The sequence below is a fragment of the Streptomyces niphimycinicus genome, assembly GCF_018883605.1.
Classification (GTDB): domain Bacteria; phylum Actinomycetota; class Actinomycetes; order Streptomycetales; family Streptomycetaceae; genus Streptomyces; species Streptomyces niphimycinicus.
Map to the genome: position 1 here is coordinate 1 of NZ_JAHLEM010000345.1, position 24257 is coordinate 24257.

20 protein-coding genes, 3 pseudogenes and 1 riboswitch are annotated in these 24257 nt (G+C 70.8%); of the genes and pseudogenes, 12 read left to right on the forward strand and 11 right to left on the reverse strand.

Going from position 1 to position 24257, the window contains the following annotated elements:
* Positions 1-193 precede the first annotated feature (193 nt).
* Positions 194-697 carry a DUF2165 domain-containing protein gene (locus KN815_RS28090; RefSeq protein WP_216344705.1) on the reverse strand — a complete coding sequence of 168 codons (504 nt, stop codon included), beginning with the start codon at positions 695-697 and terminating at the stop codon, positions 194-196.
* Positions 698-976: 279 nt separating this feature from the next.
* Here KN815_RS28090 and KN815_RS28095 point away from each other — a divergent pair, with 279 nt between their 5' ends.
* The 6 genes from KN815_RS28095 to KN815_RS28120 all read left to right on the forward strand — a co-directional run bounded on the left by KN815_RS28095 (position 977) and on the right by KN815_RS28120 (position 6488).
* Entirely contained in the window at positions 977-1453 is a 477-nt protein-coding gene (locus tag KN815_RS28095) for a carboxymuconolactone decarboxylase family protein (protein ID WP_216344706.1), read from the forward strand.
* Between the two features lie 94 nt (positions 1454-1547).
* Positions 1548-2471 carry an RNA polymerase sigma-70 factor gene (locus tag KN815_RS28100; protein ID WP_216344707.1) on the forward strand — a complete coding sequence of 308 codons (924 nt, stop codon included), beginning with the start codon at positions 1548-1550 and terminating at the stop codon, positions 2469-2471.
* A 44-nt stretch (positions 2472-2515) separates the two neighbouring features.
* Positions 2516-2743, forward strand: a riboswitch (cobalamin riboswitch).
* A 61-nt stretch (positions 2744-2804) separates the two neighbouring features.
* Positions 2805-3845, forward strand: coding sequence for an ABC transporter substrate-binding protein (locus tag KN815_RS28105; RefSeq protein WP_507229912.1), 1041 nt, complete (start codon positions 2805-2807; stop codon positions 3843-3845).
* Positions 3842-4855 (forward strand): FecCD family ABC transporter permease, encoded by a 1014-nt coding sequence (locus tag KN815_RS28110; RefSeq protein ID WP_216344709.1) that lies wholly within the window; start codon positions 3842-3844, stop codon positions 4853-4855. Before KN815_RS28105 ends, KN815_RS28110 begins: the two co-directional genes overlap by 4 nt.
* Positions 4852-5697, forward strand: coding sequence for an ABC transporter ATP-binding protein (locus tag KN815_RS28115; protein WP_253209289.1), 846 nt, complete (start codon positions 4852-4854; stop codon positions 5695-5697). Before KN815_RS28110 ends, KN815_RS28115 begins: the two co-directional genes overlap by 4 nt.
* Before the next feature lie 104 nt (positions 5698-5801).
* A complete protein-coding gene (locus KN815_RS28120) occupies positions 5802-6488 on the forward strand; it encodes a response regulator (protein WP_301184656.1) in 687 nt (228 codons plus the stop codon).
* Positions 6489-6504: 16 nt separating this feature from the next.
* Here the strand turns inward: KN815_RS28120 and KN815_RS28125 are convergent, their stop codons facing one another.
* Positions 6505-8010 carry a M1 family metallopeptidase gene (locus KN815_RS28125; RefSeq protein ID WP_216344710.1) on the reverse strand — a complete coding sequence of 502 codons (1506 nt, stop codon included), beginning with the start codon at positions 8008-8010 and terminating at the stop codon, positions 6505-6507.
* A 344-nt stretch (positions 8011-8354) separates the two neighbouring features.
* On the opposite strand from KN815_RS28125, the pseudogene KN815_RS50765 reads away from it, so the two are divergent.
* The 3 genes and pseudogenes from KN815_RS50765 to KN815_RS28135 all read left to right on the forward strand — a co-directional run.
* A pseudogene (locus tag KN815_RS50765) lies at positions 8355-9008 on the forward strand (acyltransferase family protein); the annotation flags it as partial.
* Between the two features lie 76 nt (positions 9009-9084).
* Entirely contained in the window at positions 9085-9621 is a 537-nt protein-coding gene (locus tag KN815_RS50770; RefSeq protein WP_253209291.1) for an SGNH hydrolase domain-containing protein, read from the forward strand.
* A gap of 51 nt (positions 9622-9672) precedes the next feature.
* Positions 9673-10848, forward strand: coding sequence for an epoxide hydrolase family protein (locus tag KN815_RS28135; RefSeq protein ID WP_216344711.1), 1176 nt, complete (start codon positions 9673-9675; stop codon positions 10846-10848).
* A 94-nt stretch (positions 10849-10942) separates the two neighbouring features.
* Here KN815_RS28135 and KN815_RS28140 read toward each other — a convergent pair whose 3' ends face one another.
* Genes KN815_RS28140 through KN815_RS28155 form a run of 4 tightly spaced genes read right to left on the reverse strand, consistent with a single transcriptional unit; the run spans position 10943 to position 16461 of the window.
* A complete protein-coding gene (locus KN815_RS28140) occupies positions 10943-13342 on the reverse strand; it encodes a bifunctional salicylyl-CoA 5-hydroxylase/oxidoreductase (protein ID WP_216344712.1) in 2400 nt (799 codons plus the stop codon).
* A 10-nt stretch (positions 13343-13352) separates the two neighbouring features.
* Positions 13353-15035 carry an AMP-binding protein gene (locus tag KN815_RS28145; RefSeq protein ID WP_216344713.1) on the reverse strand — a complete coding sequence of 561 codons (1683 nt, stop codon included), beginning with the start codon at positions 15033-15035 and terminating at the stop codon, positions 13353-13355.
* Positions 15036-15076: 41 nt separating this feature from the next.
* Complete coding sequence (locus KN815_RS28150) at positions 15077-15979, reverse strand: acyl-CoA thioesterase (protein ID WP_216344714.1); 903 nt, start codon at positions 15977-15979, stop codon at positions 15077-15079.
* The gene (locus KN815_RS28155) at positions 15976-16461 is read right to left on the reverse strand and encodes a cupin domain-containing protein (protein ID WP_216344715.1); all 486 of its coding nucleotides are present in this window, start codon (positions 16459-16461) and stop codon (positions 15976-15978) included. Before KN815_RS28155 ends, KN815_RS28150 begins: the two co-directional genes overlap by 4 nt.
* A gap of 134 nt (positions 16462-16595) precedes the next feature.
* Between KN815_RS28155 and KN815_RS28160 the strand changes: the two genes are divergently transcribed.
* Positions 16596-17021: a RidA family protein gene (locus tag KN815_RS28160; protein WP_216344716.1), complete on the forward strand. Its 426-nt coding sequence runs from the start codon at positions 16596-16598 to the stop codon at positions 17019-17021.
* A 58-nt stretch (positions 17022-17079) separates the two neighbouring features.
* Positions 17080-17934 (forward strand): PaaX family transcriptional regulator, encoded by an 855-nt coding sequence (locus tag KN815_RS28165; RefSeq protein ID WP_216344717.1) that lies wholly within the window; start codon positions 17080-17082, stop codon positions 17932-17934.
* A gap of 45 nt (positions 17935-17979) precedes the next feature.
* On the opposite strand, the gene KN815_RS28170 is transcribed toward KN815_RS28165, so the two are convergent.
* From KN815_RS28170 to KN815_RS28190, 5 genes and pseudogenes are all read right to left on the reverse strand, one after another.
* Positions 17980-18486 (reverse strand): inclusion body family protein, encoded by a 507-nt coding sequence (locus KN815_RS28170; protein WP_216344718.1) that lies wholly within the window; start codon positions 18484-18486, stop codon positions 17980-17982.
* Positions 18487-18490: 4 nt separating this feature from the next.
* Positions 18491-20335, reverse strand: coding sequence for a thiamine pyrophosphate-binding protein (locus KN815_RS28175; RefSeq protein WP_216344719.1), 1845 nt, complete (start codon positions 20333-20335; stop codon positions 18491-18493).
* Positions 20332-22371: a flavin monoamine oxidase family protein gene (locus KN815_RS28180; RefSeq protein WP_216344720.1), complete on the reverse strand. Its 2040-nt coding sequence runs from the start codon at positions 22369-22371 to the stop codon at positions 20332-20334. Before KN815_RS28180 ends, KN815_RS28175 begins: the two co-directional genes overlap by 4 nt.
* A 525-nt stretch (positions 22372-22896) precedes the next feature.
* A complete protein-coding gene (locus KN815_RS28185; RefSeq protein ID WP_216344721.1) occupies positions 22897-23316 on the reverse strand; it encodes an SRPBCC family protein in 420 nt (139 codons plus the stop codon).
* Between the two features lie 38 nt (positions 23317-23354).
* Positions 23355-23933 (reverse strand): annotated as a pseudogene (locus tag KN815_RS28190) (aldo/keto reductase); the annotation flags it as partial.
* A gap of 163 nt (positions 23934-24096) precedes the next feature.
* Between KN815_RS28190 and KN815_RS28195 the strand changes: the two are divergent.
* Positions 24097-24257, forward strand: a pseudogene (locus tag KN815_RS28195) (helix-turn-helix domain-containing protein); the annotation flags it as partial.

The following is a 24257-nucleotide window of genomic DNA, read 5'->3' on the forward strand; positions in this document are numbered from 1 at the left end:
ACGCGCCGGCCGGGCGGGCGGACAGGACAGTGGCGGGGCTTCTTGACCAAGCTCCTATGAGGTCACGGACGCCCGTCCGGTCGCGTGCGAGGCGGCTCCTCCGAGCGGATCGACAAATCCAGTACAAGACAGTCGAGACGTCGGTCAGTCCGTGAGTCAGACCCGTCGGAGAAGCCACGTCACATCCTCACTGTCAGTCCTCGGAGCCCGGATCGGTTCGCTCGGCCGGGGCCGAGGGCAGCAGATGAATGAGCAGCAGAACGATCCCGGAAATCATGAACACGCGCGTGGCGGCCTCCAGGCCATTCCACTTCTCCGACTGCCACATGGCGAACCACTCGCCGCCGATGCCGATGAACCCGGCGCCGAAGAGCAGCATCAGCATCAACAGCCCCACGGTGCCGGTCTGACGGGCGCGGCGGACGCGGCCCGTGGGCGGCCCCGCGAACCACATGGCCGTCGCGGCGAGGAGGACAAGAGCGGAGAGGGTCTCCCAGACGATGATGGCGACGTAGGCGGTGTCCTGGAGCGCGGTGGAGTCGATGGCCCGCCACATCAGGTCGTCGTCCTTGAACGTGGTGTCCATCGCCAGAACATGCCGCACGAACTGCTGGTTGCTGTCGAAGTCGGTGATGTTCCCGAAGGCGACGAGCGTGATGTACAGCGCGATCGTCCCGGTGAGCACCCCCGAGGTCATCGCGTAGATACGGGGTGAACGTATTCTGCCGGTTCGCTCTGTCACGATGACCTCTGTCTCCCGTTGGATCCCGCTGACCATGAAGCGTGCGGGAGCCGTAGCGTACAACTGACCGGATCGAAGCGGTGATGGACGCCGTACAGGCGCTGTGCAGAGGCCGTACGGCTGTCGAGCCGGGCCGAGGCGGGGGAGACGCGGGTCACATGCGCCCATGTCACAGCGGGTCGGGCTATCCCGTCTCAGGGGTGTAGACACTGAACGACCACAGAGGAGCACACCATGGACGCGCGACTGAACTACACCGCCGGCCAGACCGCCGGCAAGGTCCTGAGGCCCATCATGGCGGCGGGCCGGGCGGTCAAGGAGTCGCCGCTCCCGGCGGCGACGCAGGAGCTGGTGGCGATACGGGTGAGCCAGATCAACGGCTGCGCCGTCTGCATCGACATGCACACCAAGGAAGCCGCCGCGGCCGGTGAGACCCCGGTGCGGCTGAACCTGGTCGCGGTATGGCGGGAGGCCACCGTCTTCACCGATGCCGAACGGGCCGCGCTGGCGCTCGCGGAGGAGGGGACCCGGGTCGCGGACGCGGCTCGTGGGGTCGGCGACGAGGTGTGGGCGAATGCCACCAAGCACTATGACGAGGAGCAGCTCACCGCCCTGGTGATCCTGGTCTCCTTCATGAATATGGTGAACCGGCTGAATGTCATCACCCAGCAGCCCGCGGCCGGTGACTACGAGGCCGGGCAGTTCCACTGACCGGCAACGGCAACAGCGATGCCATCGGCAACGGCAACGGCAATGCCATCGGCAACGGAGTCGGCAACGGGCCCAGGGGAAAGGGGGAATCGGCGTGAACAAGGTCGAGGAGTTCGAGGAGCTGCGGCCGCTGCTGTTCTCGATCGCCTATCGGATCCTGGGCAGTGTGAGCGAGGCCGAGGACGCGGTGCAGGAAGCCTGGCTGCGCTACGACGGCTCGGCGACCCGGCCCACGTCGACCAAGGCGTTTCTCTCGGCCACGGTGACGCGGATCTCGATCGATGTGCTGCGCTCGGCGCGCGTGCGACGGGAGGAGTACGTGGGCCCGTGGTTCCCCGAGCCGCTGCTCAGCGATCCGTATCAGGATCCGGCCCGGGCGGTGGAGCTGGCCGACTCGGTGTCGATGGCGGCGCTGTTGCTGCTGGAGCGGCTCAGCCCGCTGGAGCGGGCGGTGTTCGTGCTGCGGGAGGTGTTCGCCTTCGGGTTCGACGAGGTCGCCACGGCGGTGGGACGGTCGGAGGCGGCGTGCAGGCAGTTGCTGGTGCGGGCGCGGCGGCATATGGAGGCGGGGCGGCCGCGGTTCGAGGCGGACCGGCGGGAGCGGCAGGAGCTGGCCACGCGGTTCTTCGACGCGCTGAAGGGCGGTGATGTGGGCGCGCTGCGGAATCTGCTGGCCGCCGATGTGCAGTTGGTCGGGGACGGCGGCGGCAAGGCCCCGCGGCTGGCCAAGGCCGTCATGGGCGCGGAGAACGTGGCCCGGCTGCTGGGCACGGTCTTCCCCTGGCTGTTGCGGATCGATGTGTCGTTCGAGCTTCATGAGGTCAACGGCCAGCCCGGCGCGGTCTTCCGGGAGCGGGACGGCAAGGTGCTCCAGACCCTGGTCCTCGATGTGCTCGACGGGCAGATTCAGGCCATCCGCACGGTGATCAATCCCGACAAGCTCGGCCACCTCGGACCGGTCGGCGACGCCTGGGCCGTCGACCGCGAGGTGCGGCGGGCCCGTCGGCGGTCGACCTGACCCCGGGACATGGCCTCCCACCCGTGACCAGTCCGACACCCTGATCGTTCGACGATCTTGATAGTCTCGGGGAGCCAGTCGTGCCACATCCGAGGCCAGGGAATCCGGTGTGAATCCGGAGCTGACGCGCAGCGGTGAGGGGGACGGGCGGGGCATGTGACACCCACTGGGAGGAGTCCGCGACGGCCGCGAAGCCGCCGCGGACGAGCCCGGGAAGGGGCCCCGTCCGGACGAACCCGAGTCCGAAGACCTGCTGGCACCTCCGCGCCCCGGGCGGGGAGGACGTCCGTAGGCCAGGCTCCGCGTACGAGCCCCGACAACCGAGGCATGCCCGTGCTCTGCTCTGCCCGCCGTACCGCGGCCCTTCTGCTCGCCCCCGCCCTCCTGCTCACCGCGTGCGGTGGCTCCGGCGGCGACGGCGCGGCCGACACAAAGCCCGCCGGTGCGGGCTTTCCCCGCACCATCGACAACTGCGGCCACAAGGTCACGGTGAAGTCCGCCCCCAAGCGCGCCCTCTCGCTCAACCAGGGCACCACGGAGATCCTGCTCTCCCTCGGCCTCGCCGACCGCGTGGCGGGCACCGCCACGTGGACCGACCCGGTGATGAAGGGCCTGGAGAAGGCCAATGCGACGGTGCCGCGCCTGGCGGACAACGCGCCGTCCTTCGAGAAGGCCCTGGACGCCGAACCCGACTTCGTCACCGCCTCGTTCGTCTCCACCCTCGGCAAGGGCGGCGTGGCCACCCGCGAGCAGTTCGAGAAGCTGGGCGTGCCCACGTATGTCTCGCCGTCCGACTGCTCGGCGGGCCGGGACCCCGACAGCGGTGGCGATGGCTCCCGCAGCAAGCCGCTCACCCTGGACGCCGTCTACGGCGAGATACGCGACCTGGCCCGCGCGTTCGGCGTCGACGAGCGTGGCGAGAAGCTCGTCGCGCGGTTGCGGCAGCGGGTGCGTACGGCCACCGAGGGAGTGGACGCCTCCGGCGTCTCGCTCATGTACTGGTTCGCCAACTCCCAGTCGCCCTACCTCGCCGGCTGCTGCGGTGCGCCGGGCGCCATCACCCGGGCCGTCGGAGCGAAGAACGTCTTCTCCGACACCCACGACGAGTGGCCGCAGATCAACTGGGAGACCGTGGCCGACCGCGACCCGGACGTCATCGTCATCGGCGATCTCACCCGCAAGCAGCAGACCGCGGAGACCGCCAAGGCCAAGATGCGTTTCCTGGAGACCAACGCCGCCACCCGCAATCTCACCGCCGTGAAGAAGAAGCGGTACGTGCTGCTCAGCGGGCAGGCGATGAACCCGTCCATCCGCACCGTCGAAGGGGTCGAGCAGGTCGCCGCCGGGCTGCGCGACTTCGGACTCGCCAAGTGACCACCCGCCTCCTGCTGCTGATCGCGGGAGGGCCTGCCGCGCTGCTCGCGTCGATCGCCGTCGCCGTGACCATCGGCCCCGCCGACATCTCCACGTCCGACGTCTGGGCGGCGGTCTCCGCCCATCTCGGCCTGGGCGAGAGCACGTTGCCACCGCTGCGCGACGGCATCGTATGGAACCTGCGCATGCCCCGCACCCTGCTCGCCGCGGTGTGCGGGGCGGGGCTGGCCCTGTGCGGGGCCGTGATGCAGTCCCTGCTGCGCAATCCGCTGGCCGACCCCTTCGTCCTCGGAGTGTCCTCCGGCGCCTCCACCGGTGCCGTCGCCGTGGTCGTCCTCGGCGTGGGCGGCGGGGCCGTGTCGCTGTCGGCGGGCGCGTTCACCGGCGCGCTGCTCTCCTTCGGACTGGTCCTGATGCTCAGCCACAGCCTCGGCGGCAGTACCGACCGTGTGGTGCTGTCCGGGGTGGCCGCCATGCAACTGTTCTCCGCGCTGACCTCGTTCACCGTCCTCACCTCCGCGGACGCCGACACCACCCGCGCCGTGCTGTTCTGGCTCCTCGGCTCGCTCACCGGCGCCGGCTGGAGCGATGTGCTGCTGTGTGCCGTCGTCCTGGCCGGCGTCCTCCTGGTCTGTCTCGGACACGCCCGCACCCTGGACGCGTTCGCCTTCGGCGAGGAGGCCGCGGCAGCGCTCGGCGTCCGGGTGGCCCGCACCCGCCTCGTCCTGCTGTGCGCGACGGCGCTGCTCACCGCGACCCTGGTCAGCTCCGCCGGGGCCATCGGCTTCGTCGGCCTGGTCCTCCCGCATGCCACCCGCGCCCTCACCGGGTCCGGCCACGCCCGCCTCCTGCCGGTCACCGCACTGGCCGGAGCCATCTTCCTGGTGTGGGTGGACACCGCCGCGCGCACCGTGATCGACCCCCAGGAGGTACCGGTGGGCGTGGTGACGTCCCTCATCGGCGTACCGGCCTTCGTCGCCGTGCTCTACCGCGGCCGGAGGAAGACATGACCGGCTCCCTTCCCACGGACCCCGCGGACGTCGCCGACCCCGTGGACCCCGCGGACACCGTGGACGCGCCACCCGGACTCCGCGCGGACCGGGTCAGCCGCCGCGCCGACGGCCGGCTCATCGTCGACGGCATCACCCTCACCCTGCGCCCCGGCGAGACGCTGGGCCTGCTCGGCCCCAACGGCTCCGGCAAATCCACTCTGCTGCGGCTGCTCGCCGGGATCCTCGCCCCCTCCGCCGGAGTCGTCACCCTGGACGGCCGCCCACTGCCGAGCGTCGGCCGCCGCGCCACGGCCCGCCGTATCGCCACCGTCGAACAGCACGCCCACACCCAGACCGAACTGACCGTCCGCGAGGTCGTGGCCCTTGGCCGCATCCCGCACCGGCGCGCCTGGTCGTCGTCCACCGCCACGGACACCCGGGCCGTGGACGCGGCCCTGGAGCACACCGGGCTGACCGACCGGGCCGGTCAGTCATGGCACACCCTCTCCGGCGGCGAACGCCAGCGCGCCCAGATCGCCCGGGCCCTCGCCCAGGAGCCGTACGAGCTGCTGCTCGACGAGCCGACCAACCACCTCGACATCCAGCACCAGCTCGACCTGCTCGACCTCGTCGTCGGCCTGCCGATCGCCACCGTCATCGCCCTCCACGACCTCAACCTCGCCGCGATGTACTGCGATCGCCTGCTCGTCCTCCGCGAGGGACACGTCGTGGCCGAGGGCACTCCCGGCCAGGTGCTGACCCCGTCCCTGATCGAGCAGGTCTACGGCGTCCAGGCCGATGTCACCCACGATCCGGGCCACCCGGTCATCCGCTTTCTGCGCCGCACACCGAAGCCGTGAGCGGCGGCAGGTATCCTGCCGAGCGGTTGCAGGTTGCATGAACGACGGCGGCTGGACGGTTCTGGCGCGCTTTACCACTAGGCGGCTCTGGAAGGATCCACCACGTGAGCGATGCCGCGGACACCCCGCCCCCCGAGGACGCCCCGATCCGGGTGCTGATCGCGGATGACCAGGCGATGGTGCGCACCGGGTTCCGGCTGATTCTCGACTCCCAGCCCGGAATCGAGGTGGTGGGCGAGGCCGCCGACGGCGCCGAATGCGTGGAGCTGGCCCGGCGGCACCGCCCCGATGTGTCCCTGGTCGACATCCGTATGCCGAAGCTGGACGGCCTGGAGGCGACCCGGCTGCTGGCCGGTCCCGGAGTGGTGAATCCGCTGCGGGTCGTCGTGGTCACCACCTTCGACCAGGACGACTATGTGCACACCGCGATCCGCAACGGCGCCTGTGGCTTCCTGCTCAAGGACGCCGGTCCCGAACTCCTGGTGGAGGCCGTGCGGTCGGCCGCGCGCGGTGGTGCGCTGGTGTCTCCCGCGATCACCGTGCGTCTGCTGCGGCAGTGGGCGAGCCGCCCCGGCGCGGCCACCGGGGCGAACCCGCTGACCGACCGGGAGCTGGATGTCGCCCGGCTGGTGGCGGTGGGCCGGACCAACCAGGAGATCTGCGGCGAACTGCATCTGTCGCTGTCCACGGTGAAAACCCACCTGAGCAACATCCAGACCAAGCTCGCCGTCCGCAACCGCGTGGAGATCGCGGCCTGGGCCTGGGACACCGGAGCGGTGCGCAACCGCTAGTCAGCGGGTCCGCCCGTCATGACGTGTGCCAGTCGGGGTGGCCGGGCATGGCCGGGAGCTTCGTGGAGTACAGCCAGGAGCGCAGGAACGGCCCCAGGTCGCGGCCGGCGGCGCGGCTCGCCAGACGGATGAAGTCCGCGGTCCCCGCCGTGCTGTCGCGGTGCTCCGCCACCCAGGCCCGCTCGATGCGCTGGAACGTGGCCTCGCCGACCTTCTGCCGCAGCGCGTACAACACCAGAGCACCACCCTGGTAGGCGCCCCAGCCGTAGGGAGCCCTGTCCTTGGGCGTGAAGGCGCCGAGGCGGGGATCGGCGACCGGCCCCTGCTTGCGCAGTTGGGCGGTGGCCTCCCGGTACGCGCTCTTCATGGCGTCGGCCGGATCGATGCCGCGCGCCTCCTGGTTCCACAGGTCCTCGTAGTAGACGGCGTGGCCCTCGTTGAGCCACAGATCCCGCCACCGGCGAGGAGAGACGCTGTTGCCGAAGTACTCGTGGGAGATCTCGTGCGCGACGATCGAGTCCGAGCCGTTGGCCTCCATACCCTCCTTGGTGAGCTCCTCGGTGGCGAGCAGGGTCAGGGACTGCGTCTCGAGCTCACCGCCCATCGGGGTGGCGTAGATGCCGTACGTCCGCAGCGGGAACGGGCCCAGCCGTTGGGTCAGGAAGCGCAGCGCCTTGGGCACGACCCTGTCGAGCTGTGGCATGAGGTCATTGACCTGGCCGGTGGGCAGGGCGTGGCGCAGCTTGATCCCATCCGGTCCCCGCCGCTCGACCACGGTGAAGTGGCCGACGCCGATCTGGATGAGTTCGGGCGCGAGCTTTTGGCGGCTCTCGAACCGGCGGACCGTATACGCCCCTTCGCGCCGGGTGGCGGTGAGTTCGCCGTTGGCGATGGCGTTCATCCGCGAGGGTGCGGCGATGGTGATGGTGGTCGGCGCCTTCTGGTCCGGGTGGTCGGCGAACGCCGCGATCCGATGCGCGCCAGAGGGCTGGTTGATGGTCTGGACGACCCCCTTCGCCCGCACCATCCCGATTGCCGAGGTGCCGAGTTTCCCGGCTTCCTCAGGGCCCGCCACGGGCGCGCGTACGGTCACCTCCACCGAGAAGTCCCGGCCGTCGGCCACCGGGTCCGCGGGAGTCACGCGCAGCTCCTGACCGGAGCGGGTCCAGGTCGCCTTGTGGCCGTCGACCGTCACCGAACGGACCGTGGTCCCGGTCAGGTCGAGGTTGAAACGGGACAGGGCGTGGGTGGCCCGGCCGCGTAGCGTGGTGGTCGCCGTGTACGTCTTGAAGTCCTCGGCGAAGCGCAGCGCCAGGTCGGTATGGCGCACGGTGTAGCCCCCGTTGCCGAGCCCGGGGTGCAGCGTGTCCCCGATCCCGGCGGCTCCGGGCGCGGGGGTGGTACGGGTGCCGCTCTGGGCGGATGCCGCGTCGGGCGTGCAGCCGACCGCGCCCGTCAGGGCGGTGGCCAGCGCCGTGACGAGCCACGGCGTGAGGGTCGAGTGTCGTGTGTGACGAGCCATGGGCCGAGAGTCGCCCACGGGGCAACCGCCGTGGATCCACCGAATAGCGGGTTCACGGCCATCGGCGTCGGCCGAAAGAACGACCGGCGCGGAAGACCTTGCGTGCGGCCGGGATCGGTCGTCCTTCGGGGGCCGCACCGTCCTCGGGCCATCGGCTTCCCGGGCCTGGAGACGATCGGCGGATGATGGACCCTGAAGGGGGGCCGACCCCGGGACGAATCACCACACACGCCGGACCCCTCCGCAGAGGCGCGGCGCGCTCCCCGTACACGGCACTGCGGTTGGCCCGGCCGCGTGTGCTCCGCATCACGGAAACACCCCCTGCGCCGCGGACAGTTCACGGTATGACGCACACTCCCACGGCCTTCCGCCCCCGGCGGGGCACGGCGCCGGGCCAACGGGCCACGGGGCTGTCGCGGCGCCTGCGCGGCCACCGAGCATCCCGCTCCGGCGGCCGTACGCCGAAGGCCGCGCTCCGGCGCGACATCCAGGGGCTGCGCGGGCTGGCCGTCACCCTGGTCGTGCTCGCGCACGCGGGAGTTCCGCGCGGCGTGTCCGCCGCGGGCACCTGGCTGGGGCTGTCCGGCATCGCCGCGTCGGCGGTGCTGTACGACGACGACACCCCGTTCCCCGGCCACTTCGCGCTGCTGCCCGTGCTGGGTGCGGCCCTGGTGATCGCGGGCGGGTGCCACACGGCTCCGTCCGTCGCCTCCCGGCTGCTCGCCGTGCGCCCCGCGACATGGGTGGGCGACCTGTCGTACGGCTGGTATCTGTGGCACTGGCCGCTGCTGCTGATCGGCCCCGTGGCGCTGGGACGGCCCGCCGGGACCTGGCCGAACCTCGCGCTGTGCGCCGCCGCCCTGCTGCTGGCATGGGTCAGCCTGCATCTGGTGGAGAACCCGGTCCGGTTCCGCGGCCCGCTGCGCCGGGACCGGACCTCCGAGAAGGTCGTCGTCCTCTTCGGGGACTCCCACGCCGCCCAGTGGTTTCCGGCGCTGGAGATGCTGAGCCGCCGGTACGGCTGGAAGCTGGTGTCGCTGACCAAGTCGTCCTGCAAAACCGCCGAACATCACCATCGTCAACAGCCACCGGCCGTACGAGGCGTGCGACACCTGGCGCAACGAGGCGCTGAGGCGGATCGAGCGGCTGCACCCGGTGCTGGTCGTGGCCTCCTCCTCCGAGGCGGGCACATCGGTGCGGCCGCTGCGGGATCCGCCGCGGGACTGGGCCGCGGGATACGAACGCGTCTACCGGCAACTGGCCCGCGCCGCCGACCAGGTGGCCGTACTGCTCGACAACCCCTGGCCGAAGGACGATCCCGTCGAGTGCGCGGCGAGCCGACCCCTGCGGCTGCGGGGCTGCGAGCCGGACCAGCGCGACGCCGTCAAGGACCCCACCCGCCGGGAGGCAGGCCGGCAGGGCGCCCGCCGCGCCGGTGCCGCCGTGGTCGATCCGAAGCCATGGCTGTGCCCCCGGTCGGGCGGGTGCCCGGTGGCCGTGGGCGACACCTTCGTCTACCGCGACGAGAGCCACCTGGCCGAGTCCTACGTCGAGGCGCTGGCCCCGGTGCTGCGCCAGGAGCTGCGGAAACAGGGGGCGACCGGCGACTGAGTACTCAGCGTGCCGGCACAGGGGCGTGGCGCGGCTTGTAGGGTACGTGCCATGCCGGATGCCCCGCCCCGCCCAGAGCCGTTCGCCCCGCAGACCGCACCCGCCGCGCTCGAGGACCTTCGCACGCGGCTGCGCGCGACCCGCTGGCCGGACGCGCCCGAGGACGCCGGGTGGTCGCTGGGCACGGACCTCGACTACCTCCGCGAACTCGTCGCCTACTGGGCGGAGGAGTTCGACTGGCCCGCCCAGGAGGCGGCGCTCGGCCGGCTGCCCCGCTACCGCGTCCGGCTCGGCGGCCTCGGGATCCACTTCGCCCACGTCCGGGCCGCGGCTCCGGTCGGACCCGCCCTGCCGCTGGTCCTCAGCCACGGCTGGCCTGACTCGTTCTGGCGCTATGCGAAGGTCATCCCGCTCCTCACCGACCCCGGCGCGCATGGCGCCGACCCCGCCGACGCGTTCGACGTGGTCGTGCCCGACATGCCGGGCTTCGGCTACTCCGACCGGCCCACCGGGGCGCCGCTGAACTCCATCGCCGTGGCCGGGCTGTGGGCCGAGCTGATGGACGTCCTCGGCTATGCGCGGTTCGGCGCGGCGGGCGGGGACATCGGCAGCCATGTGAGCCGCTACCTCGGACTCGACCACTCCGACCGGGTGGTGGCCGTGCACCGCATGGACGGCGGTCTGCCCGTCTTCACCGGCGACCCGGCGGACCTCACGCCCGCGGAGCGCGCCTGGTTCGAGGTCGTGTCGGCCTGGGGCGCGGCCGAAGGCGCCTACGCCGCCATGCACCGCACCAAGCCGCAGACCGCCGCCTTCGGGCTCACCGACTCACCGGTCGGGCTCGCCGCGTGGATCGTCGAGAAGCTCCGTTCGTGGAGCGACTGCGACGGTGACATCGAGCGGTGCTTCACCAAGGACGAGATCCTCACCAACGTCACGCTGTACTGGCTCACGGGCACGATCGGCTCGTCGATGCGCATGTACCACGCCAACGCCGCGATCCCGCCCGAACAGCACGCCCGCCGGGTCGAGGTGCCGTCCGGCTTCTCGCTCTTTCGCGGCGACATCGTCCGCCCGCCGCGGGAGTGGCTGGAGCGCACGACGAACGTCGTCCGCGTGACCGAGCCCGCGCGCGGCGGCCACTTCGCGCCGTTCGAGGAGCCCGAGCTGTACGCGGAGGAGCTGCGCGCCTTCTTCCGCCCCTACCGGGCGGCGGCGACGGACTGAGCCCGCATTCCGCCGCCGCGCCCGGCCACGGCACACGTCAGAAGACACGCCACGCGTCAGGAGACACGCCACGCGTCAGAAGACACGCCACGCGTCAGAAGGCGGGCGCCGGAGTCGGTGCCGGTGCCGGGGCCGGGGTCGGTGTCCAGCGCAGGTGGACGGCCTGGTCGGCGGGGTCGGACCGGAGCAGGGACAGCCGGGGCCGTACGGCGTCGGTGCGCGCGGCCGGGGGCTTGCGGCGGCCCGCGCCGAACGGCATCGGCCACTCGGCGCCCGGCCCCCGGTACTCCTGCTCGGCCGCCGCGTGCAGCGTCCAGTGCGGGTCGTACAGATGGGTGCGCCCCACGGCACACAGATCGGCGCGGCCCGCCAGCAGCAGGGAGTTGACGTCGTCGTACGAGGCGATCGCGCCCACCGCGATGACGGCGGTGCCGGTGGCGGCGGCGACCTCATGGCGGATGCGGTCGGCGAACGGGGTCTGGTAGGAGCGGCCGAAGGCGGGGCGCTCGTCCTTGGTGACCTGCCCGGAGGACACGTCGATGGCGTCCGCCCCGTGGGCGATGAACGCGCGGGCGATCTCGACGGCGTCATGCTCGGTGTTGCCGTCCGGCACCCAGTCGGTGGCGGAGATGCGCACGATCATCGGCCGCTGCGCGGGCCACGCCTCCCGTACGGCGTCGAAGACCTCCAGGGGGAAACGCAGCCGGTTCTCCAGCGGGCCGCCGTATGCGTCGGTGCGGTGGTTGGCGACCGGGGAGAGGAAGGAGGACAGCAAATAGCCGTGGGCACAGTGCAGTTCGAGCAGATCGAACCCGGCCTCGGCGCCCCGGCGGGCGGCGGCGACGAAGTCCGCGGCGATCCGGTCCATCCCGGCGCGGGTGACCTCGCGCGGAACCGCGCAGCCGGGGCCGTACGGCAGCGCGGATGGGCCGACGGTCTCCCAGTTGCCCTCCGGCAGCGGTTCGTCCATGCCCTCCCACATCAGCCGGGTGGAGCCCTTGCGGCCCGAGTGGCCGAGCTGGAGGCCGATGCGGGCGGTGCTCCGCTCATGGACGTAGGAGACGATCCGCCGCCAGGAGTCGCGCTGCTCGCCGTTCCACAGACCTGTGCAGCCGGGTGTGATGCGGCCCTCGGGCGAGACGCACACCATCTCGGTCATCACCAGTCCGGCGCCGCCCATGGCCTTGGAGCCGAGGTGGACGAGGTGGAAGTCGCCGGGTACGCCGTCGACCGCGGAGTACATGTCCATCGGCGAGACGATCACCCGGTTCTTGAGCTCCAGCCGCCCCAGTCGGTACGGCTGGAACATCGCCGGTGCCACCGTGCCGAGGCCCTGCGCGGTGGCGAAGGCGGCGTCCACCTGGTCGGCGAAGTCGGGGTCGCGGGTGCGCAGATTGTCGTAGGTGATGCGGCGGGAGCGGGTCAGCAGGTTGAAGCAGAACTGGGTCGGCTCCTGGTGGGCGTACATCCCGATGTTCTCGAACCACTCCAGTGAGCCCTGCGCCGCCCGCTGGGTGGACTCCACGACCGGGCGCCGCTCGGACTCGTAGGTGGTCAACGCCCGCTCGGTGTCCGGGTGTTCGTGCAGACAGGCCGCGAGGGCGAGCGCGTCCTCCATCGCCAGCTTGGTGCCCGAGCCGATGGAGAAGTGCGCGGTGTGGGCGGCGTCCCCGATGAGCACGAGATTGCCATGGTGCCAGCGCTCGTTGCGTACGGTCGTGAAGTTCAGCCACTTGGAGTTGTTGGCGAACAGCCGGTGGCCGTCCAGCGCGTCGGCGAAAAGCTCGCGGACCCGCGCGACGGCCCGCTCGTCGGAGGCGCCCGGCGCGCCGTCGGCCCGGTCGGTGGCGTCGAAACCGGCCCGCCGCCAGACGTCCTCGTGCATCTCGACGATGAACGTGGAGCCGCTGTCGGAGTAGGGGTAGCCGTGCACCTGCATGACCCCCCATTCGGTCTGCTCGACGAAGAACTGGAACGCCTCGAAGACCCGGTCCGTGCCGAGCCACATGTACGTGCTGTGCCGCCGGTCCAGGGAGGGGCGGAAGACGTCCGCGTGGGCCGCCCGTACCGAGGAGTTGACCCCGTCGGCCCCCACCACCAGGTCATACGACGCCCGCAGCCGCTCGGTGTCCGGCGCGACGGTCGAGAAGCGCAGGGTGACGCCGAGGTCGCGGCAGCGCTCCTGGAGCAGGCGGAGCAGCTCCTTGCGGCTCATGGCGGCGAAGCCCTGGCCGCCGACGGTGTGGCTCTCGCCCCGGTAGTGGATGTCGATGTCGGTCCAGCGGGCGAAGCGCCGGGCCATGGCCTCGGCAATCGTGGTGTCGGCGTTCTCGATGCCGCCGAGCGTCTCGTCGGAGAAGACGACGCCGAAGCCGAACGTGTCGTCGGGGGCGTTGCGTTCCCAGACGGTGATCTCGTGGGCGGGATCGAGCTGCTTCATCAGGGCCGCGAAGTACAGCCCGCCGGGACCGCCGCCGATGATCGCGATGTTCACGGGGTTCCTCTCAACTCTCGGCGACGGCCTCGGTGGCCCGCTCGTCGTCATGGGCCGGGCGCACCTGGCGCAGCAGCTTGAAACGCTGGAGTTTGCCGCTGGTGTTGCGCGGCAGGGCGTCCTGGAACCGCACATCGCGCGGGTATTTGTAGGGCGCCAGGAGCTGCTTGACGTGGTCCTGTATCTCCTTCACCTTGGCCGCGTCGCCGGGCACACCGTCCCGCAGCACCACGAAGGCGCACACGACCGAGCCGCGCTCGGGGTCGGGGCGGGCCACGACGGCGGATTCCACGACGTCCGGGTGGGTGTCGATGGCGGACTCGACCTCGGGGCCGCCGATGTTGTACCCGGAGGAGACGATCATGCTGTCGCTGCGGGCGTGGTAGTGGAAGTAGCCGTCCTCGTCCCGGTGGAAGATGTCACCGGTGATGTTCCAGCCCTCCAGGACGTAGTCCCGCTGTCGTTCGCCATCGAGATAACGGCAGCCGACCGGGCCGATGACACCGAGTCTGCCCGGCTCTCCGGGGCCGAGCTCGGTGCCGTCGGGGCCGAGGATCGCGGCGCGGAAGCCGGGGACCGCCACTCCGGTGGCGCCGGGCCGGATGGCGTCCCCGGCGGCGGAGATGAAGATGTGCAGCAGCTCGGTGGCGCCGATGCCGTCGACCACCTTCAGACCGATGCGATCCCGCAGTTCCTCCCAGGTGGTGCGGGGTATGTGCTCGCCCGCCGAGACGCCTATCCGCACCCCGGCAAGCCGCTGTTCCCGTCCCTCGCGCAGGATCGCCCGGTAGGCGGTGGGCGCGGTCGCCAGCACGGTGACACCGTGCCGCCGCACGATCTCCGCGAGCTGCGGGGGCGTGGCGGACTCCGTCAGCAGGGCGCAGGCACCGGCCCGCAGCGGGAAGACGACCAGCATGCCGAGGCCGAAGGTGAAGGCCAGGGGCGCGGTGCAGGCCACCAGATCGTCCGGTACCAGGCCCAGGGTGCGCCGGCCGAAGGTGTTGTCGATGGACAGGATGTCCCGGTGGAAGTGCATGGTGATCTTGGGGGTGCCGGTGGATCCGGAGGTGGGGCCGAGGAGCGCCACATCGTCGGCGGCGGTGTCCACGTCGGTGAACTCGCCGGACTTGCCCGCGGCCCTGGCCACCAGATCCTCCCGGCCGCCACCGCCGTACCCGACCACCGTCAGCCCGGGCAGAGCGGTGTCCCGGACCGTGCGGACCTCGTCGGTGAACCGGTGGTCCACCAGGGCGATCGACGGCCGGGTGCGTTCGGCGATCGGGGTGAGCTCCCGGGCGCGCAGGGCGGCCATCGTGGTCACCACGACACCACCGGCCTTGAGGACGCCGAGCCAGGCCGCCACGGTCCAGGGGTTGTTGGGCGAGCGCAGCAGCACGCGCTGCCCCGGCACCAGGCCCAGCTCCTCGGTGAGCACCTGGGCGACCTGATTGGCGCGGGTGCGCAGTTGGCCGTACGTGCATACGCCGCCGGCCGGGGTACGCAGGGCGGGACGGCCGGGGCCGAACAGCGCGGTGGGGATGTCGATGAGCTCGGTGGCCGCGTTGAGCCGGTCCGGGTAGCGCAGCTCCGGCGTCGTGAACTCGAGCGTCGGCCACAGATGCGCGGGCGGCAACCGGTCGCGCGTGAAGGTGTCGATGTGCGCGGAGGGTGACAGGGGGAGCGGAAGAGTCACGGAAGAGTCCTTCCGGGAGCCCGCCGGGAAGCAGTGGCGGGTCAGGTGGCGCGGATCAGGCCCTCCTGGACGACGGTTGCCAGGTGGCGGTGATCGCGGGTGAAGAAGCGGCCCGTGCCCAGGCCGCGGCCCGCCTCGGCGGCGGCGGCTTCCTGGACGTAGAGCAGCCAGTCGCCCAGCGGCCCCGGACGGTGGAACCACATCGCGTGGTCGAGGCTGGCGGTGACCAGCCCGGGCCTGGCCCAGGACAGGTCGAGCACGCGCAGAACGGGTTCGAGGATGGTGTAGTCGCAGACGTACGCCAGGGCGGCCAGGTCCCGCTCCGCGTCGGTCAGCCCGTCGACCGGGCGGAGCGGGTCGAAGGGCCTCAGCCAGACCGCCTGGTGCGGAAGGCGCTCTCCCTCGACGGTGAGGTAGACCGGGCCGGGGACATGCCGCATATCGAAGCCGCGGCCGCCGGACCAGTACGCCTTGGACTCCTCGGTCATCGACCCGCCGTCGCGCTCCGCGAGGTATTCGGCCGAGCTGGGCAGGGTCTCCGGGTCGGGCACATCGTCGGCGAACGTGGCGTGGAAGGCCGCACCGGCCTCGCCCGCCGCGAAACCGGCCAGGCACACATACAGCGTTCTGCCGTTCTGGTAGCCGCGCACCTGCCGGGTGCTGTAGCCGCGCCCGTCGCGCACCACCTCCACCTCGTAGCGCACCTCGGCCCCGATATCGGCGGGCCGCAGAAAGTAACTGTGCATCGAGTGCAGCGACTTGCCGTCGGTCACCGACCGCATGGCCGCCGCCGCGGCCTGGGCGACCAGATCGCCGCCGTATGCCTTGGGCCAGGGGCAGGGCTGGGTGGTGGCGGTGAAGGCGAGGTCGAAGTGTTCGGGCTGGGCGGGCTTGAGGGTGACGGCGGCGGTGAAGACGGCCGAGGTGGGGGGCGTCCGGGTCATCGGCGGTCCAGCCAGTCGCGCAGCTCGGCGTCGGCGACATCGGGCAGGTTGACCACGATGTTCTCCGGTGTCCGGGTGGTCATCCAGGTCAGCGGCTTGGTGCGGGAGAGGTTGCACTCCACATGCGGCATGAAGGGCGGCACGAAGACCCAGTCGCCCTCCGCCATGTCGACATAGTCCTCGAACCGCTCGCCGAAGTAGATACGGGCCCGGCCGGAGAGGACATAGCCGCCGGTCTCGGCCTCGCCGTGGTGGTGGGTCACCGAGCGGTAGCCGGGTTCATTGCTCACCTTGCCGAACCAGAGGCGAGTGGCCGGGGTGTGCTGGATGCTCACGCCCGAGACGCGGACGGCACCGCCCGAGTCGGCGGTGTTGCCGCTCTCCAGGCCGCCGCGCGTCACCACGGGGGCGACGATGCCACTGGGCAGCCGGTACATCGAATTGTCGCCTTCGAGGCGGTACTTGCTCAGGTCGGGCTCCATGGGGTCGGCTCCGTTCAGTCGGGGACCAGGATCCGATGTCTCGTGTTTCTCACGGCCGTCATTTAAAGTCAATACGCCTGGATGGACCTGCCCGACCGCGGGACAGGACGGAACGCAACCGAGCCGGAGGCCCCATGACCCCCGTCCCCGTGAACCCGAGCACCCTGCCGACCCCCAGCGGCTACTCACACGGAACACTCGCCGGAAACACGCTTCACCTGGGGGGACAGACCGCCCTCGACGCCGAGATGAAGATCGTTCCGGGCGGTATCGTCGAGCAGTTCCGGCAGGCGTTCGGCAACCTGCTCACCACGCTGCGCGAGGCCGGCGGGCGCCCCGAAGACCTGGTGAGCGTGACCATCTACCTCACCGACATCCCCGACTACCAGGCGCACGGCAAGGAGATCGGCACGGTCTGGCGCGAACTGGCCGGGCCGGTCTACCCGGCCATGGCGGGCATCGGCTGCACGGCGCTGTGGCAGCCCGAAGCCATGATCGAGATCCTTGGCGTGGCCGTGATCCCGGAGGAACGACTCGTGGCGCCGCACACCGGGGGATGAGGCCGAGCCGGCGGAGCAAGTGATCGCTCCGCCGCGCCAGGCGTTAGGGTGCCGGTACATGACCGCGCAGACGACAACGGCCACCACCGCGGCGGGCGAGCGGGAGTCCCGCCACGCCCCGCTCATCCTCACGGTCTTCGGCCTCTACGCCCGGGGCGAGCACAACTGGCTCTCGGTCGCCTCGGTGATCAGCCTCATGGCGGACCTCGGCGTGGAGAGCCGGGCCGTGCGGTCCTCGGTCTCCCGGATGAAGCGCCGCGATGTGCTGCGCGGCGAGCGCCATGACGGTCTCGCCGGCTACTCGCTCGCCGACTCCACCCTCCAGACCCTCGCCGAGGGCGACGTACGCATCTTCCAGCAGGCCAGGGCGTCCCGCGAGAACGGCTGGGTCCTCGTCGTGTTCTCCGTGCCCGAGTCCGAGCGCGAGAAGCGGCACGCACTGCGGACGACCCTGACCCGGCTGGGCTTCGGCACCGCCGCGGCGGGCGTCTGGATCGCCCCCGGACATCTGGCGGCCGAGACCCGGCGCACCCTGGAACGCCGGGAGCTGTCCGCGTACGTCGACCTCTTCACCGGTGACCACTTCGCCTTCGGGGACCTGCGCGAGAAGGTCCGCTCCTGGTGGGACCTGGACGAACTCACCGCCCTGTACGCGGACTTCCTCAACCGGTACCGCCCCGTCCTGGACGCGATGACACGGCATGAGCCACCGCCGCTCGAGGCGTTCCGTACCTATGCGCCGATGCTGACCCAGTGGCGCCGCATGCCCTACCGCGACCCGGGACTTCCCCTGGAACTGCTTCCGCCGGAGTGGAACGGCGTGGCAGCGGGCGAACTGTTCCACCGGCTCCACACCCTGCTGAGCGCCCCCGCGGCGGCGCATGCCGCGGGGGTCCTCCATGCCCAGCGCTGACGCGGCACTCACCTACGCGCCGCTACCCGACCGCGGCGATGCCCGTCAGGAGCGCTTGTCGATGGTGATGAACGGGTCCCACTGGAAGTACCCCACCAATTTCTGCTCGCTGTCCAGAAGCTGGAAGAAGAAGCGGTAGGTGACCTGGCCGGTCTTCTTGACGTCCGCCTCCCAGTAGTGGTCCGCATAGTCCTGGGTCTCGAAATCCGGCTGGTCGGTGGCCCCGTCCTTCGGGATCGGGTAGGTGCCGTCGCCGATCACGATCCGCGGTTTGCTGATGAGCTGGTCGTTGCTCAGATACCGGTACAGCAAGGCGCAGTATTCGCTGTTGAGCGACAGCGTCGTCTCGCGCCACCGGATGATGTCCCGGGGGTTCGCCCGGAAGTTCAGCTCGGCCCCGGAGGTGCCGATGACGCGGTCCTGACGCGTCGTCATATAGATCAGGGCGTGGTCGACCTGCGTCGGCGCTTCGGGGTTCCTCGATGCGTCGGGGTAGCGCTTGGCGATCGAGACCGCGTCGAACGCGATCATTACGTTGATGAATTCCGACATGTCCCTACTCCTCTTCCAGCTTGTATGCCATCGCCCGCGGGTAGTCGTGCCGCCGCAGGTGGACGCGGACCAGCAGCGGTCCGGCGTTGACCGGGTCGGTGGGGTCGGTGAGGCGGGCCAGCAGTTCGTCCAGGTCACAGGCGTGGGCGAGGCTGACTCCGGTCGCCGGGGTCTGCTTGCCGGAGAAGACCTCCGCGAGGCGGTCGTAGTGCCACGGGTGGAGGACGTTGTAGAAGTCCGCGCCGTTGGTGCCGTCCGGGTCGTGGGAATCCTGGTCCGCGAAGTAGGACGGGTGCACCAGCATCTGCTCGATGCCGTAGAAGTGTCCGTTGTCCATGACGAACACCACCGACCGCAGCCCGAGCCTGGTGTGGGTGGAGATCTCCTGGCAGGTCTCCTGGAAGGCGCCGTCGCCGACGAACACCATCGGGCGGGCGTGGCCGCGCTCCGGGGCGAGCGCGGCACCGGTGGCCGCGCCGACGGACCAGCCGATGGACAGCCAACTGATCTGCGACAGGAACCCGCCCGCGGGCAGGCTCAGGTTCATCGAGCCGATGAGGGAGAACGCGGCGTCGGAGACGACCGTCCACTCCTCCCGGGTCTCCCGGCCCAGGAAGTGGTTGATCCGGTCGAACACGCCGTCGTAGGTGAGCCGTTCGCCGGACCGGGAGGAGGAGCCACCGGCGCGCAGGGTGGCGCGGTGGTCCTGGAGACTGGCGGGCCGCTCGTCGGGCGCGCCCTGGTGGGCGTGGGCCTCGGCGTAGTAGTCGGCGGTCAGGCCCCCGGAGCCGAACCGCGCCACCAGCGCGTCCTGGAGGGCGGGGATCAGCCGGGCGAGCTGGACGTCGGGGAAGTACCGGGTGCCGACGCTGACCCCGCCCTGGGCGGCCATCACCCAGTCCGTGCCGACACACTGCTCACCATCGAGGTTCTTCGAGGTGGACCAGGCGCCGAGGCCGATCCGGCAGGTGGCCCAGTCCTTGAAGATCCAGTGCACATCCGGGTGGCTGGCCTTGCCGTTGTACACGCCGTGGAACTGCGGCCCCCGCTCGTCGACGACGGCCTTGGCGCCGACGGTGGTGCAGAACGGCACCCCGGTGGCCTGCGCCAGGTCGGTGAGCTGACCGTCGAGGCGGAACCGCTCGACCTCCTCGCCCGCCCATACGATCGGCCGCGGCCTGCCGTCCGGGCCGGGGTGCTCCTCGATCAGGTTCATGATCGCGTCGACGGCGCCCGCCAGCATGGTCCGGTTGCGCGCGCTGAACGGCCGCTCGCGGCGCAGCAGCGGCTCCTCGGCCACCGCACAGGGCTCGTCCCACAGGTCCTCCATGACCTCCAGATAGACGGGCCTGCGCTCGGACAGACAGGCGGTGAGCGCGGCGTCGATCTGGCCGGGGGCGAGACCCGGGTTGGAGATGACCTGCGCCTCCACGGTGACCTGCCGGTAGACATCCAGATTGCTCTCCCGGCGGGGGCTCATATGCGAGGTGAGCAGGCCCAGCGCGCGGTAGTTCTGCCACTGCTCATAGGGCGGGCAGGCGTTGATGGCGACGAGCGGGACGTGTTCCACATAGGCGCCGCCACAGGCGTTCAGCAGATTGAACGCGCCGACGCTGTAGGTGACCGCGGCCGCGCCGATGCCGTGGAGTCGGGCGTAGGAGTCGGCGGCCTGGCCCGCGCCGCCCTCGGTGGGGGTGCCGACCCACTCGATGTCGCCCTCGGCCCGCAGCACGGTGAGGAACGGGCCGAGATGGTTGCCGGGCACACCGAACAGATGGGTGATGCCCAACTCTGCCAGCCGGCGGGCCAGATAGCGGGCGACCGTGCACTCGGGGGTGATCTCGGTCATGAGCGGCCGCCCTGGTCCGGGCCCGGGGTGGTGACGGGCGGGGCCTGGTGGACGGCGATGGCGGCGCGGACGGCGCTCTCCAGGGCGCCCTCGATCCACGCGTGCTTGAGGGAGGTGTGCTCCCCGGCGAAGTGCACGGGGCCCTCGGGGCGGGAGGCGTCCAGATGGAAGCTGGTCATCTGGTGGGCGGTGTACGTGGCGGCCTCGCCGAAGGCGTACGGATCGCGGGCCCAGCTCTTGGTGGTGCCCCGGCCGGTGAAGAACACCTCGATGCGGCGGCCGTGCAGGGCCTGGAGGTTCCGCAGGGCGTAGACATAGCGCTCCGCCTCCCGCATGGAGTCCCAGCGCGAGGCGTCGTCGGACCAGGAGTACGAGGCGAGCACCACGCCACCGGTGCTGCCCTCGACCGCGTGCGAGGGGTAGTACATGAACCGGTTGGGGTTGTCGGTGGCCGAGCCCCCGCCGAAGCAGTGGGTGGCGGGCCGGACGGCGGGGCCGCGCAGTGGCATGGTGCTGTTGAACCGCCGCACCTCGTCGGTGACACCGCTGTCCTTGACGGCGGCGCCGAGCAGCTCGGCGATGCCCGCCTGGGCGAGCGCGGGGGCGGGGGCGGCGCCACTCTCGCCGCCCTGCTGGTAGTACTCGTAGAGGCCGGGCGAGATGCTCGCCAGCTCATTGCGCCAGTCGTCCTCGGTGAACTCCCACCACCGGTGGCTGAACTCCAGCAGCACCTTGGTGGCCTGGTCGTAGTGGGTCTCGATGATGGCGCGGCGCTTCTTGTACGACATCGAGGGGACGATCTCCACGAAGCGCAGCGTGGAGAACGGGATGGTGACGATGGCCAGGTCCGCGGTCCACAACTGGGTCGGGCCCGCCGGATTGTCCTCGGCGACGGTCTGCACGGCCACGCCCCACCCGCCCGGTCCGACGGCGCCGGTGCCCTCGGGGACGGAGTCGCGGCTGGGGTCGTCGTACTCGAGGCGGATCATGCGGTGGCCGAACCGCACCTCGTCGCGCAGACCCCGGTGGAGGGCGTCGGGCAGCCGCCAACTGCCGCCGGGTATCTCCCAGTAGCGCACGCCGGGGCTGATGTCGGTGTGGCTCAGGAAGCTGTGGAAGAAGGAGAGATGCAGCCGTGAGGACATGTTCTCCAGCGTTCCGACGGCCTCGATCGCCTCGTCGCTGAGCCCGGCGTAGTCGCGCAGGAAGCCGCCCATCGAATAGCCGTCGAAGTCGCGGATCACCCGGGCCCAGCCCTCGACCCACTGGTCGAACGGCTTGTTGACGCGCTGCCCGGCCACGATGTCGGAGTAGTAGTCCCGCACGCTCTCCAGCGCGTCGTCGACCATCTGTACGGCGGGTGCGCGGACCTCGTCGCCGGTGAGGTGGAATCCCTCGTTGATGCGTTCCGGGGTGGCGGCGTAGTCGGAGCGCCGCACCTGGACGCGGTTGGTGCGGATCCAGGTGTTGCCGCGTTTCTCGGGCTCGCGGAAGTCGGGGCTCTCGTCGCCGTAGGTCCAGGTGCGGCCGGTGAAGGAGGTGTAGGTCACCGGGCGGGCGGGGACATCGGGGCCGCTGCCGGTGGTGGGGTCGATATCCACGTTGTAGAACTGCCGTCGGCCGAGCCCGAGTTTGTCGACGAGGGCGAGGACGAGCGGATGGAAGTCGGGTAACCGCATGGCCCCGGCCTCGGCGTACTGGGCGGGGTCGTCGAACGGCTGATGGTGCTTGGTGGTGCGGAAGGTCTTGATGCGCCCGCCGACGCGGCCGGCGTTGGCCTCGAGGATGGTGACGTCATGGCCCGCGTCCTTGAGCAGACGGCCGGCCACGAGGCCGGTGATACCGGCGCCGATGATGAGGATTTTCTTGCGGGGGTGGCGGGTGGGGCCGAGGCGGCCGGTGTCGATCAGGGTATGGAGATATTCGAGTTTGAGGTCGGAGTTGTCCGGCCCGATGAGGAGGAGTTCGCGGGCCAGCCTGAGACACGTCTGCCAGCGGGCACGGGTGGCGGAGTTGTCGCGGGGAGCGTCGGTCATAGCTTGCGATCGTAGATACGGAGAAACGATTTATCGATTCTTCGACTTGGTAATGCATTGGTAAAGTCCAAAAACTGGGGACCTCGCGGCTGACGGAATTTCGACTTGCCGGATTTCCCTTTGCGGAAAGCCCAGGATCCGGCTGGGGCGCAAGCTCTGCCAGGGGCGTAGGGGGTGGAGGGGGCGAGGGAATGCCGGAGCGCCCATGCCGCGGTGAACTGAGTGGTCATCGCGCCGACATGCGCAACGGGTCCGGATCGGCCACGCCGGAGCCGTGGAAGGATGTCGAACTCCTGCCCGATAAAGGCAGGAGGGAAGTCGCATCAACACCTGTGGCCGCTCGGGTGCCCTTCGGAAACCCATTTCGGCGGGGTGGGCGGGATGCCCGTACGAGTTTCAGGCCGCCGAGGGCATGCCGTAGGAGAAAGGAAAGTGGGCGGGCTTCCGGCCCACCGGCCCGCCGGAAACCCGCCCGTCTGTTCGCATGGAATCTCGGTTCGAAATCGTCATCGGCCCGTCAGGCGGTCAGCCCTCCAGGGTGTTCCGCAGGGCGGCGAGACCGTCCGCGTAGATGCCGTGGAAGAGCGCGACCGCTTCGTCCTCGCCGACATCGGTGGGGGTGAACGTCCCGGACCACTCGACATGCGAGGCGCCGGACCGGCCGGGGACCTCGCGCACGGTCAGGGTGGACCGGTAGTCCGTCACCGGGAACGGCGCGTCGAGGATGGCGTAGCTGTACGAGCGCGCCGCGTCGTCGAAGGCCACGAGCCGTTCGACGATCACACCGCCGTCCTCGTTGCGCAGATGGCGGACCCGGCCGCCCTCGCCGGGGACGCTCTCCGAGATGTACGGCAGCCAGTCCGGCAGCGAGTCGAAGCCGCCGATGAGCTGCCACACCCGCTCGGGCGGTACGGGCAGGTCGAGGGATGCGGTGGTGGAGGCCATGGAAATGCTCCTGTCGGGATGGGGGACGGGAGGGTGGATCAGCCGATGGGCAGCGGGGCCGGCGGGGCTACCAGCCCGGCGTCGCGCAGTTCCGTCCAGAACGCCGCGGGGACGGTCTCGTCGAGGGCCGCGACGTCCTCGGCGATGCGGCTGGGCCGGGTCGCGCCCGGGATCACGGCGGCGGTCGCCGGATGGGCGAGGGCGAACTGAAGGGCGGCCGCCTTGACGCTGATGCCGTGCCGCTCGGCGAGCTTCTTGATGCGCGTGACCTTCTCGACGATGTGCGCGGGCGCGTCCTGGTATTCGAAGTGGGTGCCGCCCGCGAGGATGCCGGAGCTGTAGGGGCCGCCGACGACGAGGTCGACGTCCTGGCCGACCCCCGTGGGAAGCAGCCGCTCCAGGGCGCGGTCGTGGTCCAGCAGTGTGTAGCGCCCGGCGAACAGGAAGGCGTCCGGCTTCGGCTCGTCCAGGTCGAGGGTGAGCTCAATGGGCTCGACACGGTTGACACCCAGCCCCCAAGCCTTGATCACGCCCTCGTCGCGCAGCCGCTGGAGGACGCGGAAGGCGCCGGTGCGGGCGGTCTCGTAGACGGCGAGCCAGTCGTCGCCGTGGAAGTCATCGGGGTTCTCTTTCGTGGATACCCCCGGCTTCAGCCGGGGGAGGAAACGAAGTTCCTGCGGAGCAGGGCAGGGAAGGCCGGATCGCCGTCAGGGCGATCCGGCGTTCACCGAATTCCGGCCGACATCCGCTACTCACACGGGAGCTGATAGAGTGTGAGGTGTGGCGCAGCAGGTCAAGCGGGCGTTCAAGTACCGCTTTTACCCCACGGACGAGTAGGCGGCCGAGCTGTCGCGCACGTTCGGCTGCGTCCGCCTCGTGTACAACAAGGCGTTGGATGAGCGCACGCGGGCCTGGTACGGCGAGCAGCGCCGCATCTCCTA